Below are 14,579 nucleotides of genomic sequence, written 5' to 3' on the forward strand. Positions count from 1 at the left end.
TCGTCCATAAGAATGGGTTAAAATCATCTAAAAGGCTTGCCAACCCCGGTCAATCGCGGCGTGAACCGGTAGCGGGCATCCGGCGTTGTTTCCTGAGTGTATATAAACTGAGGATAGAACCGCGATGGCTCGAATCTTAAGGGACGAAGAGGCGATTCGGCAGTGGACGGAGGCGCGCGGCGGGGCGCCGGTGATGATGGATGTGCCCGAGCCGGGCGGCGGCACCAGCCAGCTTTTACAGCTTACTTTCGGCCAGCATGCGCTCAACGCCGATCATAACGAAGGCGCCGACCGGCCCGTGCCGGGGTTCGAGCTTGCCGAATGGGGCGACTGGATCGACGCGCTGCGGCGGCAGGACCTGGTGCTTGTGGTGGATGACGATATGGATGAGGGCCGGCAGATCGATTATCGCTTCATGTCCTCGAGCGAAGCCCAGACGCTCGATCTCAACGGAGGGGATTAATCCCGTTCGTCGTCTATGGCGTACATCTCTTCGTCTGAAAGCCCGAAATGGTGGCCGATCTCGTGCACCAATACATGGGTGACGATAGCGTCGAGCGTGTCGGTGTGTTCGGCCCAATAGTCGAGAATGGGGCGGCGGTAGAGCCAGACGCGATTGGGCATCTGCCCGGTAAAGGCAGTGGCGCCGTTGTCGGTCATACCGATGCCTTCGAACAGACCCAGGAGGTCGAAGGGGCTTTCGATGCCCATCTCTTCGAGCACGGCGTCGTCAGGAAACTCCGCGACCCGGCACTCGACTTCCGCTGCGAGCGAGCGGAAAGGCTCGGGCAGGGCTTTTAGCGCCTTTGCGGCCAGGGCCTCGATGTCGTCGAGAGAGGGCGCCTCGCGGCGCCCCCAGAATTCTGGATCCTGCGGATCGCCCGCGGGGCTCACCCGCGCGGCCACTCGCGGATGTCGACGAAGTGCCCGCGGATCGCCGCGGCGGCGGCCATGATCGGGGAGACGAGGTGCGTGCGGCCTTTAAAGCCCTGGCGGCCCTCGAAATTGCGGTTCGAGGTCGAGGCGCAACGCTCACCCGGCGCGAGCTTGTCGGCGTTCATCGCCAGGCACATCGAGCAGCCGGGCTCGCGCCAGTCGAAGCCCGCTTCGATGAAAATCTTGTCGAGTCCCTCGGCCTCGGCCTGCGCCTTGACCAGCCCTGAGCCGGGAACGACCATGGCGTTGACCCGCTCGTGGACCTTGTGGCCCTTGACGATGGCGGCGGCGGCGCGCAAATCCTCGATGCGGCCATTGGTGCACGAGCCGAGGAACACGCGGTCGAGTTCGATATCGGTGATCTTGGTGCCCGGGACGAGGCCCATATATTCGAGGGCACGCTTTTTCGAGGCGCGGCGGTTGGCGTCCGGGATCGCGTCGGGGTCGGGGACGACGCCGGTCACCGAGACGACGTCCTCGGGCGAGGAGCCCCAGCTTACGATCGGGGGCAGGTTCGCCGCGTCGAGCCGCACTTCCTTGTCGAAATGGGCGTCGGGGTCCGAATAGAGCGTCTTCCAATAGTCGAGCGCCATGTCGTAGGCCGTGCCCTTGGGCGCGCGTGGGCGGTCCTTGACGTATTGGAAGGTCTTTTCGTCCGGCGCGATCAGGCCGGCGCGGGCGCCGCCCTCGATGGTCATGTTGCAGACCGTCATACGGCCTTCCATCGAGAGTTCGCGGATTGCCTCGCCGGCAAATTCGATGACGTGGCCGTTGCCGCCGGCGGTGCCGATCTCGCCGATGATGGCGAGGATGATGTCCTTTGCGGTGACGCCCTCGGGCAATTTGCCGTCGACGGTCACCCGCATGTTCCTGGCCTTGGACTGGATCAGCGTCTGGGTTGCCAGAACGTGCTCGACTTCGGAGGTGCCGATGCCGTGGGCGAGCGCGCCGAAGGCGCCGTGGGTCGAGGTGTGGCTGTCGCCGCACACAATGGTCATGCCCGGCAGCGTGAAGCCCTGCTCAGGGCCCACGATGTGGACGATGCCCTGGCGCATATCGAGTTCGTTATAATATTCGACGCCGAAATCCGCGGCGTTCTTGGCCAGCGTATCGACCTGGATTTTCGATTCCGGGTCGTCGATGCCATGGCTGCGGTCGGTCGTCGGGACGTTGTGGTCGACAACGGCGAGCGTGCGCTCGGGGGCGCGAACCTTGCGGCCGGCAAGGCGAAGACCTTCGAACGCCTGGGGGCTCGTCACTTCGTGAACGAGGTGACGATCGATATAAATAAGCGAGGTGCCATCCTCATTGTTGGCAACCAAGTGATCGTCCCAGATCTTGTCGTAAAGCGTCTTGCTCATGTCTCGTCGCGTTTCCCGTAAAGCCGGTAAAGTGAAGCCGGGCACGTTCTACGCCTGTGCCCGGCCATAGGTCAAGTAAACCGAGGGTGTGGAGTGCATGACAGAGGCGCCGGGATGCCCATTCACAAACGGGCATCTCATCGATCGCGTCTGGTGATCCATACTCTGAATAGTGCCACGAACAGCACAAGGCGAGAAACGATCTTGCCGCAATCGCCATCGCACGGTCTCGCATCTGGACGCGGGCTTACGTGTCCTCACCCCGGCGCGGCAGATCTGATGGCCCTGTGCTGGGCGGTGACTCAATGAAAAAACCAGGGTTTACAAAAGTAATACTATATGCAAATTTTAGCACCGCGACCGGAGAGGGAGGCTCGGCCGGCGCACAGAGGAGGAATATGCATGAGACTTGTCAAACAGCTCGGTCTGAGCGTGAGTACGCTTGTCATCATGGGCTCGACTGCCATGGCGCAAAGCGGCCTTGAAGGTATGACCATCGGCTTCTCGCAGATCGGATCGGAGTCCGGCTGGCGCGCCGCCGAAACGTCGGTCACGCGTCAACAGGCTGAAGAATGGGGCGTCAACCTGCAGTTTTCCGACGCCCAGCAGCGTCAGGAAAACCAGATCCGCGCCATACGCAGCTTTATCGCCCAGGGTGTTGACGCCATTCTCCTGGCGCCCGTCGTCGCGACCGGCTGGGAAGAAGTTCTCTCTGAAGCCAAGGATGCCGAAATCCCCGTGGTGCTGCTCGACCGTGGTATTGAAGCCCCCGAAGATCTCTATCTCACCTCCGTTGCCTCGGATCAGGTGCTGGAAGGCCGGGTTGCCGGCGAATGGCTGGTCGGGGAAGTGGACGGTGAGGATTGCCGCGTCGTCGAACTGCAGGGCACCGTGGGCTCGTCCCCGGCCATCAACCGCAAGCAGGGCTTCGAAGAGGCCATCGCTGGCGCCGACAACATCGAGATCGTGCGCAGCCAGACTGGCGACTTTACGCGCGCCCAGGGCAAGCAGGTGATGGAAGGCTTCTTGCGCGCCGAAAATGGCGGCCAGGACATCTGCGCTCTTTATGCCCACAATGACGACATGGCCGTTGGCGCCATCCAGGCCATCAGCGAAGCCGGACTGAACCCGGGCGAAGACATTCTCGTTGTCTCGATCGATGCCGTGCCGGATATCTTCACCGCTATCGCCGCGGGCGACGCCAACGCTACGGTTGAGCTGACCCCGAACATGGCCGGCCCTGCATTCGAAGCGTTGGATGCGTATCTCAACGATGGTGTCGAACCCGAAAAGTTCATCATCACCGAATCCAAGCTATACACCGCCGAAGACGATCCCGAAGGCGAGGCGGAACGCCGCCGCGATCTCGGCTACTAGCGCCGAATGGCCACCGGGTACCCGGTGGCGTCGTAACCCGGGGGCGCGGCTGCAGGACGGTCGCTCCCCCACCAGGGGCCTCAAGCCCATTTGCTCCAGCGGCGATGAGAGACGTTCCATGCCCGAGCCGGTCCTTAAAGCCGACCATATCGAAAAGTCGTTTCTCGACAACAAGGTGCTCGACGATGTCGGCATCGAGCTGTTTCCCGGCGAAATTCACGCTTTGCTGGGCGAGAACGGCGCTGGAAAATCGACGCTCATCAAAATCCTCACCGGCGCCTACACTCACGACGCCGGGACGATCACGGTCGATGGAACCCCCGTTCATCCGCGCGATACCAAGCACGCTCAGGAGATGGGCATCGGCACGGTTTATCAGGAGGTCAATCTCCTGCCCAACATGAGTGTCGCGGAGAACCTCTATATCGGCCGCCAGCCTATGAAATTAGGTTTCCTCGACAACCGGAGGATGGAGCGCGCCGCGCGCGAACTTCTCGCCAGCTATCAGCTCAAGATCGACGTCGGCGCGCAACTCGACACGTTTTCCGTTGCCGTGCAGCAGATCGTCGCTATCGCCCGCGCAGTCGACATCTCCGGCAAGGTCTTGATCCTGGACGAGCCGACGGCCAGCCTCGATCAGCATGAGGTCGACATTCTTTTCTCCATCCTCCGCCAGCTCAAGTCGGACGGGATGGCCATTGTCTTCATCACCCATTTCCTCGACCAGGTCTATGAGATCGCCGACCGCGTGACGGTTTTGCGCAACGGCCGCCGGGTCGGCTCGCGTCCCATAGCCGATCTTCCCCGCATGGATCTCGTCACGATGATGCTCGGGGAAGCTCTTGAACATGACGAGGCCATGCGCATCGGCGTCGGCAGACAGCCCGGCGAACTCTACGCTGCGTTCAGGAATTATGCCCTCGCCGGGAAGGCTGCCCCTTTCGATCTCGACCTGCATAAGGGCGAAATCGTCGGCGTGGCCGGTCTCTTGGGGTCAGGCAGAACCGAAATGGCACGCTTATTGTTCGGCATCGACCGGCCCGATAGCGGCGAGCTCGCCGTGGCCGGGCAAAACGCCACACTGCGCGAGCCGCGCGATGCGGTGGCACTGGGTTTTGCCTTTGCGCCCGAAGATCGCAAGGTCGACGGTATCGTCGGCGATCTCACAATACGCGAAAACATCGTGCTGGCCCTCCAGGCACACAGAGGCTGGACACGTCCCATCGGCCGCAGCGAACAGATCGAACTGGCCGAGCATTTCGTCAAGGCACTCGATATTCGGACCACGGGCATCGAGCAACCGGTCAAATTCCTCTCCGGCGGCAATCAGCAAAAGGTCGTTCTGGCGCGGTGGCTCGCCACCAATCCCAAACTTCTGATCCTCGATGAGCCCACGCGCGGAATCGATGTCGGCGCCCACGCCGAAATCATTCGCATGATCAACCGGCTTTGCGATGACGGCATGAGCCTCTTCGTCATTTCGTCTGAACTCGACGAGATCGTCGCCTACTCCTCGCGCGTGCTGGTTCTGCGCGACAGGGCCATCGCCGGGGAACTGCGTGGCGAAGAGATTACGACCGGCGCCATTATGGAAATGATCGCCCACGAGCCGGAGGCCAAAAACGCATGACCCGCCCCCTGCTTTCGATCGTCAAGCCGCAATTCATTGCGCTTGCCCTGATCCTGTTGCTCAACTGGATTCTGTTTCCAGGCTTTTTCAACCTCTTCATCCGTGACGGCCGCGTCTACGGGTCGCTCATCGACGTGCTCAACCGCGGGGCGCCGGTCGCCATTCTTGCCATTGGCATGACCGCAGTGATCGCCACGCGCGGTATCGACCTGTCCGTGGGCGCGGTCATGGCTATCGCAGGTGCCGTTGCGGCCACAATGGTGCAAGGCGATGGCAATGCGTTGGCGGTTGTTCTTCTTGCCGCCCTGGGCGTGGGGCTGCTGTGCGGGCTATGGAACGGCGTGCTCGTCGCGGTGCTCGACCTGCAGCCCATCATTGCCACCCTCATTCTCATGGTGGCAGGGCGTGGCATCGCCCAAACCATTACCGAAGGGTTTATCGTCACCTTCAACGACCCGGGGCTGATCTTCATCGGGTCGGGGTCAATCCTGGGCTTGCCGACGCCGATTCTCATCATGCTCGCGCTGGCCGCGGTTGCCACGCTCGTCTTCCGTCTCACGGCGCTGGGGCTGTTCATCGAATCCATTGGCGTCAATCGCTCTGCCTCCTCTTATGCAGGCCTGCGGGCCCGAGCCCTCTTGATCGGTGTCTACGCCTTTGCCGGCTTCTGCGCCGCAACCTCGGGCATCATCGCCGCCGCCGACATCCGGGGCGCGGATGCCAATAATGTGGGGCTCTGGCTCGAACTCGACGCCATTCTCGCTGTGGTGATAGGCGGAACTTCGCTGATGGGGGGACGGTTTTCCATTCCCATGTCGGTCGTCGGCGCCCTCATCATCCAGGCCATGAATACCGGTATCCTCGTTTCGGGCTTCCCGCCCGAATTCAATCTCCTGGTGAAAGCGGCGCTGATCATCGTCATCCTCGTGGTCCAGTCGCCGCTGGCCAACCGCATATGGCAATTCGCGGTATCGGCCCGGCGCCGCCCGCCGCATGTTTCTTCCGCAGCTTCCACAAACCGCGCCGGAGGCACGTCGAAATGAACCCGCGTTACTGGCCCCTCATCGCAACCGTCACGATATTCGTCGTCGCCTATGCGCTCGCCGTCATGCAGTTCCCGGCGCTGTTCTCCACCCGCGTTCTGGGCAACCTTCTGACCGACAACGCTTTCCTGGGGATTACCGCTGTTGGTATGACGTTCGTTATTCTTTCGGGCGGCATCGATCTTTCGGTCGGCTCGGTGATCGCCTTTTCCGGCGTTCTCGTCGCCGTGCTGGTCAGCCAGTTCGGACTGCATCCCCTGCCTGCCTTTGCCATTACCCTGGTTATCTGTACCTGCTTTGGCGGCACGATGGGGGCCATGATTCACTATCTCGAAGTGCCTGCCTTCATCGTCACCCTGGCCGGCATGTTTCTCGCGCGCGGGGTCACCTTTCTGCTCACCCAGGATTCCATCCCCATCGATCATGCCTTTTACGACTGGATCCGCCAGTTCTATTACGTCATGCCCGGTGGCGGGCGCCTGACCTTCAATGGCGGCCTGATGCTGGTTGTCTTCGTTATCGGCATCATCGTTGCTCACCGCACACGGTTCGGTTCGTATGTCTATGCCCTGGGCGGCAACGCCCAATCGGCGGCCCTGCTCGGTGTGCCCGTGGCCCGCACGACCATAGGCATTTACGCGGTGTCGAGCTTTCTGGCCGGGCTCGCGGGTATCGTATATTCGCTCTATACCTCGTCGGGTTACCCCCTTGCCGCCGTTGGCGTCGAACTGGAAACCATAGCCGCCGTCGTTATCGGTGGAACGCTGCTTTCGGGTGGTTTCGGCTTTGTGTTCGGCTCGCTCGTCGGGGTTTCGATTCAGGGGATGATCCAGACCTACATCGTCTTCGACGGTACGTTGTCGAGCTGGTGGACCAAGATCGTCATCGGCGGCCTGCTGTTCGGCTTCATCGTCATGCAACGATTCATCATCGCGGCCTCACGCCGTGATTGGCGCAAAAAGATAGCACCCCCGGCGCCCGCTCAATGAAACAGAGTGCGATCCGATCGTTTGTTATGTCCCCGCGGGCGTAAGGCATACCCAACCGCGCCGCTTGCCGGTTTTCGCGCATCGGCAATCGTAGGCCCGTGACAAAACAAAGATTTAGCGCCCGATTCTGATTTCATCAAAACCGGCAGGTCTAGGGCGTGCCCCTATCCATAACTGATGACACGCCCTAGTGCAGCTTGCGCGACACCTCTTCACCCAGCATCTGGTCATTGGCGATGCCGAACGATGAATGAAGCTGGACCAGTTTCCAGTCTCCGTTCTCGCGGTGGAATACGCCGCTCCAGCGCGGGGTGACCGTCTTGTGGTCGGGCAGAAGCTCGATCTCAGGCATGGCGAACGCCCATCCGTAATCGCCGTCGCTATAGGCTTCGCAATCCTTGATGCTGATTGAGCACATGTCCTTCATGGCCATGGCTTCGCGCTTCATGAAGTCGTGCGCGGCCTTGCCATGCAACATCTCCTCGGGATCCGAGCCGACGAGACAGAGGTCGGGGTCGGAGCTCATATGCGTATCGAGATAACGCGCGTCGCCATGGGCGACGGCGGCGAACCAGTCTTCTACGACGTGACGAAGTCCTTCATCCTTGTGCATTTCCTCCTCCTTCCATTGGCGACGGTCTTCCAACCGCACCAACAGGTTGTGGTCCGCGGGCCGAATTGGCGCGCAGACCGGTAGAAGAAGGCTAGGACTGGCCCCCGAGAGTGTCAAATCAAGTTCGCGCGCCTCAAGAGGGTGCGCACCCGATTATTTTTCGGCTTTTGCCCGCTCAATGGAGTCCAGGATCACCGTACGCGCGTCCTCGATGCCGCCGATCCGGTCGATCTTGGCCCATTTGCCCGGCTCGAGGTCCTTGTAATGGGTGAAGAAGTGCTTGACGCGCTCGACCTGGATTTCCGGCAGATCGCTGACGTCCTGGATCGCGTCATACATGCGGGTGAGCTTTGAGACCGGCACGGCGAGGATCTTTTCATCCTGCCCGCCATCGTCTTCCATAAAGAGCACGCCGACGGGCCGCGAGCGCACGATGGCGCCGGGGACGAGCGGGCGGGAGTTCAGCACGATGACGTCGAGCGGGTCGCCATCGCCGCACAGAGTATGGGGCACGAAGCCGTAATTGCCCGGGTAGCGCATGGGCGTATAGAGGAAGCGGTCGACGAACAGCGCGCCCGAATCCTTGTCGATCTCATATTTGATCGGCTCGCCGCCCAGCGGCACTTCGATGATGACGTTGAGGTCCTCGGGCGGGTTCTTGCCGACCGCGATGGCGTCGATATTCATGTGGTCTTCAATCCATGTGAGTTCGGGAGGAGGGATTGGATCGGGCGCTTTGTGCCTAGCAGCGCGCGACAATGCAAGTCATATTGACGTGGGAGGCCGCTTGAAGCCAACATCTCCACGCTTAGAGCGATCCCATGAAGTGATGTTCCATCTGCCCGGATGGACGTGTGCTCCGACGCTTCCACCTCCTCCTCGCCGCCCCCGACTTGATCGGGGGCCCATCAGCGCTTTGCCGAGCCGGAATCGTCGTACGACACACGGCAACGCCACCGACCCTTGCCGTGCCGAATGGTGAGGGCATCGGGTGCATTGGGCCGGCAACGCGCCCCTCGCGGCCTCACTATCCGGCACGCACCCGGTTCCCGGCAACGCATTGCACAGCACATCCAATTCGGGCGAGCAAACGCCGATGGGCCCCCGATCAAGTCGGGGGCGGCGAGGGGGAGGTGGGTGCGCCGGAACACATCCGTATGTAGGCAGAGAGAGATCGGACAGCAGTCGGTTGAACCCTTGGCACCGGATATGGGCGAAGCAATTATATCAGCGTTTCCGTCAAGTCGCGCCAATGTGGGTTGTCATGCTCGATCAACTGAATTTTCCAGGTGCGGTTCCAGCGTTTGATACGCCTTTCCCTAGTGTAGGCGGCGTCGACGGTGCCGTGCACCTCGTACCAGACAAGCCGCATCAGGTCATGTTCACGCGAAAAGCTTTTAACCGCCTTCGATCTATGCTCGAAAATTCTACGGGCAAGATCACCGGTCATGCCCGTATAAAGCGTTCCGTACTGCTTGTTGGTCAGGATGTAGACAAAGAACTGCCGGTCCCCGAGCATTTCTTTTCCTCTTGTCGCGCCATCGCCTGTAAATCCTCCTCGCTGTCCCGGCCTCACCCCTTGGCCAGGTCCGAGAGCAACCCGGCGGCTACCGAGAGTCGCGAGATCGTCAGCTCGCCCTCGATCAGATCGCCCACGGTCTCCGCCGTCCGGGCGATGGCGGCCTTGCGGGGCGCTTCCCAGGCTGCGAGTTGGGCTTCGACCGTCTTGCCGTCGGTCGTCAGCACGTCCGAGGTGACGTCGCGCAGGGCGCGCGTCAAATTGGCCATGGCGCGGTCGAGGGCCATGCGGTCGAAGCGTTCGGTGGCCTCGATTGCCGCGCCCTGTTCGGTGATGCGGCCCAAACGGAACATTTCGATCACCGCGAAGAAGACCTTCGCGGTGTCCGCGACGGGGCGGTTGCACCGGTTTGCGACGTAGACGACGTCGGAGGCGAGCGTCAGGACCGAGAGCGCGGCGATCCTGCGGGCGAGATCGGGCGGGGTGCCGGCGGCCTCGAAAGCCCGCTCCTGCTCGGCAATGGCGTTCGCGAGGAAGGGCGAGACGAGCTCGGGGAGCGCGGCGCGGATTTCGGCGACGCCCTTGCCATAGCGCGCGACCATGTCCGAAAGCCCGGTGTCGAATTTCTCGTTGCGCAGGAACCAGAGCGCCTGGGAGACCTGTAGGCGCTGGATTTCCGCATATAGCGCCAGCTGTGCAGCGCCCGAAATCTGGTTGTCGAGCGCCTCGACCGCTGCGTTGAGGTTCTGAAGATCGTATGCATCGCGCGCCGCGGCATAGGCGAAGGCCACTGCGCCCGCATCCGTCGAGGTCATGGTGACGAGCCGCGAGACGAAGGCCGGGCCGCCGCGGTTGATCATGGCGTTGGAGAGGACCGTCGCGATCACCTCGCGGCGCAGGCGGTGGGTTTCGATCTCTCTGGGATAGCGCTCTTTGAGTGTTTGCGGGAAATAGCGGAAGAGTTCCTTGGCAAGATACGGGTCGTCGGGGATCGAGGAGGCGAGGAGGTCCGCAAAGAGTGTATTTTTTGCGTAGGCCAGGAGCACGGAAAGCTCGGGGCGCGTGAGTGTCTGACCCGCCGCCTGACGTTCCGCGAGCGCGTTGGCGTCCGGCAGGTATTCGACCGCGCGGTCGAGCGCGCCTTCAGCTTCGAGCCCGTCCATCAGGTCGATCAGGTCGGGCAATTGCCGGCGCCCGGCGCGCTCGGTCAACGAGAGTGCAAGGGTTTGGAGGTAGTTGTTGCGCAGGCAGAGCCCGGCGACCTCTTCGGTCATTTCGACGAGGAAGGCGTTGCGGTCCTCCATTGCGAGCTGCCCGGAGCGCACGAGGCCCGAGAGCGCGATCTTGATGTTGACCTCAAGGTCGGAGGAATTCACACCGGCCGAATTGTCGATGGCGTCTGTGTTGATACGGCCACCATTGAGCGCGTATTCGATGCGCCCCAATTGTGTGATGCCCAGATTGGCGCCTTCGCCGATCACCTTGGCCCTGACCTGCTTGCCGGTGATGCGGATCGCATCATTGGCGCGGTCGCCCGCCTGTGCGTCGGTTTCGCTCGAGGCGCGGATATAGGTACCGATGCCGCCGAACCAGAGGAGATCAACCGACGCTTTCAGGATCGCGTTCATCACCTCGGAGGGCGTGGCTTTGGCGCCCAGCCCCAGAAGGTCCTGGGCCTGGGGGGACAGTTCGATCGCTTTGAGCGTGCGGGGATAAATGCCACCGCCTTCCGAGAGCTTGGACGTGTCGTAATCCTGCCAGCTCGAGCGGCCCATCCCGAAAAGGCGTTTGCGCTCGGCGAAACTCACCGCCGGGTCCGGATCGGGGTCGATGAAGATGTCGCGGTGGTCGAAGGCGGCGATGAGTTTGATCTTCTCACTCAAGAGCATGCCGTTGCCAAAGACGTCGCCGGACATGTCGCCGACGCCGGCGACCGTGAACTCTTCGGTCTGGATGTCGTGGTCCATCTCGCGGAAGTGCCGCTTGACCGCTTCCCAGCCGCCGCGGGCGGTGATGCCCATCTTTTTATGATCGTACCCCGCAGAGCCGCCCGAGGCGAAGGCGTCGCCGAGCCAGTAGTCGCGGGAGACGGAAATCGCGTTGGCGGTATCCGAAAAGCTCGCCGTGCCCTTGTCGGCGGCGACGACGAGGTAGGGGTCATCGTTATCGCGGCGATGTACCATCGTAGGGGGCACGATGGTGTCATCGTCGAGATTGTCGGTGACATCCAGAAGCGCGCCGATGAAAATCTTGTAGCAGGCGGTGCCTTCGGCAAAAAACGTTTCGCGGTCCGGGTTTACGGGCATCCTGCGCGGCACGAAGCCGCCCTTGGCGCCCACGGGCACGATCACCGCGTTCTTGACCATCTGCGCCTTGACCAGCCCCAGGATCTCGGTGCGGAAGTCCTCAGGCCGGTCCGACCAGCGAATGCCGCCACGCGCGATGGGGCCGCCGCGCATGTGGACGCCCTCAACCCGCGGAGAATAAACGAAAATCTCGCGGAAAGGCCGCGGGCGCGGCATGCCTTCGACGGCGCTCGCGTCGAACTTGATGGCGAGAGCCGGGCGGTCGTCCTGATAGAGGTTGGTACGCAAGGAGACCGCGACAAGATTCAAGAGCCGGCGGATGATCCGGTCCTCGTCGATTGAGGTCACCGCCTCAAGGTGCGTCGCGATATCCTGTTGCAACGCCTCGATCTTTTCTTCACGGGCGGGGTCGTCATGGGGCGTGTGCAGCGTATGGAAAAGCGTCACGAGCGCGCTTGCGAGCAGCGGCTGATTGGCGAGTGCGGTCCAGATATAGCGCTGGGAATAGGCGATACCGACTTGTTTGAGATAATGCGCGAGCGCGCGCAGGATGGTGATATCCGCGTGGCCCATTTCGGTGAGGGCGGTCAGCCGATTGAAGCCGTCATTCTCGATTTCGCCCAATGAGGCCGCGACGATGGCCGCCTCGAGCCGGGGGGCGAGCTTGGGCACGTCGAGCGTTCGTCCATCGGCTGGCACGACCGTCATATCGTGGAGATAGCGCGCTTTCGCCCCGTCGGGGGTGATCAGATAGGTGCGCTCGTCGATGACGCGGAAGCCGAAATTCTCCAGGAGCGGTACGCGGTCCGAAAGGGGAATGGGGTGCTCGCGATGGTAGAATTTGAGCGTCAGCGTCCCGGGTTCGATGCTGCCGGCCGCGAGGTGGACGGCGAGGGTCTTTTGGGGTCCGAGGCTTCTGAGAATGCCGATGTCAGCAAGCGCATCGACATGGGAGTAGGTGTGCTGGTAGTCGGCGGAAAACGCGTTCGCGTAGCTTGCGACCATTGCGGGATCTTCGGCTTCGCCCAGCATGCGGTCGGCAAAGGACCGGGTGATTTCGTTGACCTCGGCTTCGAGGTCGTCACGCTCGGGGCGCGGGGTGGGTCCGCCATTGCGCCCGATGATGAAGTGCACGCGCGCCAGGTCGCCTTCGGGGAAATCCGGGGTAAAGGCCGAGACGCGGCCGTCATAGCGCTCGGCAAGATAGGCTCCGATCTTGCTGCGCACGCTTGAATCGAAGCGGTCGCGCGGGAGGTAGACGAGGATCGAGACGAAATTGTCGAACCTGTCGATGCGCGGGAGGACGCGGACGCGCGGGCGGTCGGGGAGGGTGGCAATCACCGAGGCGAATTCGAAAAGCTCGTCGACCGAGATCTGGAACATCTCCGCGCGCGGGTAATTGTCGAGCGCGTTCATCAGTGCCTTGCCCGCGTGCCCGCGCGGGTCCAGCCCCGAACGCTGCATCACTTCGGTCACCTTGCGGCGGATAAGGGGGACCTCAGTGTGCGGGGTCGCGATCGACATGGAAGTGAAAAGCCCCAGAACGCGCAGTTCGCCAACCGTCTCGCCTGCCGCATCGAAGATCTTGATACCGACATAGTCCATATGCACGCGGCGGTGGACGAGGGCCCGCTTGTTGGCCTTGGTGACCATAAGCGGTTCGTCGCTGGCAAGAAACGCGGCGTGCTGGTCGGTGGTATGGACGTAGTTGGCACCCTGGCGCAGATAAACATAATCGGGGTCGCGCAGGATGCCCAATCCACTGCCTTCGACCGGCGCGAGCTGGCCGTTTTCGCCGGTGAGGCGATATTCGCGCATGCCGAGGAAGGTGAAATTGTGATCCGCGAGCCAGGCGAGGAAATGCATCGCCTCGGCAAGTTCCGGTTCGCGCATGTGGGGCGGATGCTCGCGGTATTCGACGACCACAGTGCGTAGCCTTTCGAGCATGTCGCGCCAGTCGATCACGGCGCGGCGCACATGGGTCATTGTCTCCTCGAGCTCGGCGCGGATGGCATCGAGCGTGTCGGCATTTGCGGGCGGGTCGATATGAACCTGAAGCACCGATTCGTTGCGCGATTCCGGGGTGGGCTTGTCCAGGATGTTCCAAGGGCTTTGGCTGGTATCGACCGGCACGACGGGGTGCGTCATGAAACGGATGACACCGCCGGCGGCGCGGATGGCGGCGAGCGCCGAATCGACGATAAACGGCGTGTCGGCGGAATAGATATCGACAACGATCACGCCATGCGCGCCGGGGGCGTCCGGGGTCCAGATGCGGATGTCGGCGGTGCCGGGCTTGCGCTCGCCGATATGGCTTGCCGTGCGGCTCAACAGGACTTCGAGGGTATCGACGTCGTAGATCAGGAGATCGTTTTCATCCGCCGATTTGAGCGCTCTTGAGATGAAGGTGGCGTCCCGGGGGGTTTTCGAAGCCAGCGTCGCAAGCCGGTCCTCCCAGGCGCTCATCAGGGTTTCGATAGTACGCGTCATTGAATTTTCGCCCTCGGCTGCGATCGGTACTCAGCGTTGCGGCCAGCGTAGGGCCTGTTAACACGAATGGATAGGGGTTTGACGGGTCATAGTCCGAGCACCTTTCGTGGAAAATGCGCCGCCGTAGGCTGATGCCTGCAAGGCGGATTTTTCGCGACAAGGGGCCGGACTATGCCCCGCCCGGAGGGTTTTGCATAAATCAAACCCCTATCCATTCGTGTTAACAGGCCCTGAACCCGGCCCCGTGCAATGTCCAATATCATGCTTAAGATTCAATGACATACGACTTTATACCAGTCAGCAATACTGACACTT

11 protein-coding genes are annotated in these 14,579 nt (G+C 61.9%); 5 read left to right on the top strand and 6 right to left on the bottom strand.

Going from position 1 to position 14,579, the window contains the following annotated elements:
- Nucleotides 1-124 precede the first annotated feature (124 nt).
- A complete protein-coding gene (locus LG281_RS12290; RefSeq protein ID WP_404401084.1) occupies nt 125-463 on the top strand; it encodes a hypothetical protein in 339 nt (112 codons plus the stop codon).
- Here the strand turns inward: LG281_RS12290 and LG281_RS12295 are convergent.
- Nucleotides 460-906 (bottom strand): metallopeptidase family protein, encoded by a 447-nt coding sequence (locus tag LG281_RS12295; protein ID WP_404401086.1) that lies wholly within the window; start codon nt 904-906, stop codon nt 460-462. The genes LG281_RS12290 and LG281_RS12295 overlap by 4 nt on opposite strands.
- Nucleotides 891-2,297 (bottom strand): 3-isopropylmalate dehydratase large subunit, encoded by a 1,407-nt coding sequence (gene leuC / locus LG281_RS12300; RefSeq protein ID WP_404401088.1) that lies wholly within the window; start codon nt 2,295-2,297, stop codon nt 891-893. The genes LG281_RS12295 and leuC overlap by 16 nt, the downstream gene beginning before the upstream one ends.
- 450 nt (nt 2,298-2,747) lie before the next feature.
- Here leuC and ytfQ point away from each other — a divergent pair, with 450 nt between their 5' ends.
- From ytfQ to yjfF, 4 genes are all read left to right on the top strand, one after another.
- On the top strand, nt 2,748-3,674 hold the full coding sequence (gene ytfQ / locus LG281_RS12305) for a galactofuranose ABC transporter, galactofuranose-binding protein YtfQ (protein WP_404406730.1): 927 nt from the start codon (nt 2,748-2,750) through the stop codon (nt 3,672-3,674).
- 118 nt (nt 3,675-3,792) lie between these two features.
- Entirely contained in the window at nt 3,793-5,304 is a 1,512-nt protein-coding gene (locus tag LG281_RS12310; protein WP_404401090.1) for a sugar ABC transporter ATP-binding protein, read from the top strand.
- Nucleotides 5,301-6,347 carry an ABC transporter permease gene (locus LG281_RS12315; RefSeq protein ID WP_404401092.1) on the top strand — a complete coding sequence of 349 codons (1,047 nt, stop codon included), beginning with the start codon at nt 5,301-5,303 and terminating at the stop codon, nt 6,345-6,347. Before LG281_RS12310 ends, LG281_RS12315 begins: the two co-directional genes overlap by 4 nt.
- Complete coding sequence (gene yjfF, locus LG281_RS12320; protein ID WP_404401094.1) at nt 6,344-7,336, top strand: galactofuranose ABC transporter, permease protein YjfF; 993 nt, start codon at nt 6,344-6,346, stop codon at nt 7,334-7,336. The genes LG281_RS12315 and yjfF overlap by 4 nt, the downstream gene beginning before the upstream one ends.
- A gap of 187 nt (nt 7,337-7,523) precedes the next feature.
- On the opposite strand, the gene LG281_RS12325 is transcribed toward yjfF, so the two are convergent.
- The 4 genes from LG281_RS12325 to LG281_RS12340 form a co-directional block, all read right to left on the bottom strand.
- Nucleotides 7,524-7,949, bottom strand: coding sequence for a nuclear transport factor 2 family protein (locus LG281_RS12325; RefSeq protein ID WP_404401096.1), 426 nt, complete (start codon nt 7,947-7,949; stop codon nt 7,524-7,526).
- 153 nt (nt 7,950-8,102) lie between these two features.
- On the bottom strand, nt 8,103-8,636 hold the full coding sequence (gene ppa, locus LG281_RS12330; protein ID WP_404401098.1) for an inorganic diphosphatase: 534 nt from the start codon (nt 8,634-8,636) through the stop codon (nt 8,103-8,105).
- A 535-nt stretch (nt 8,637-9,171) separates the two neighbouring features.
- Complete coding sequence (locus tag LG281_RS12335) at nt 9,172-9,468, bottom strand: GIY-YIG nuclease family protein (protein WP_404401100.1); 297 nt, start codon at nt 9,466-9,468, stop codon at nt 9,172-9,174.
- A gap of 53 nt (nt 9,469-9,521) precedes the next feature.
- Complete coding sequence (locus LG281_RS12340) at nt 9,522-14,264, bottom strand: NAD-glutamate dehydrogenase (protein WP_404401102.1); 4,743 nt, start codon at nt 14,262-14,264, stop codon at nt 9,522-9,524.
- Nucleotides 14,265-14,579 lie beyond the last annotated feature (315 nt).

Source organism: Pelagibacterium halotolerans (assembly GCF_044811015.1).
Classification (GTDB): domain Bacteria; phylum Pseudomonadota; class Alphaproteobacteria; order Rhizobiales; family Devosiaceae; genus Pelagibacterium; species Pelagibacterium halotolerans_A.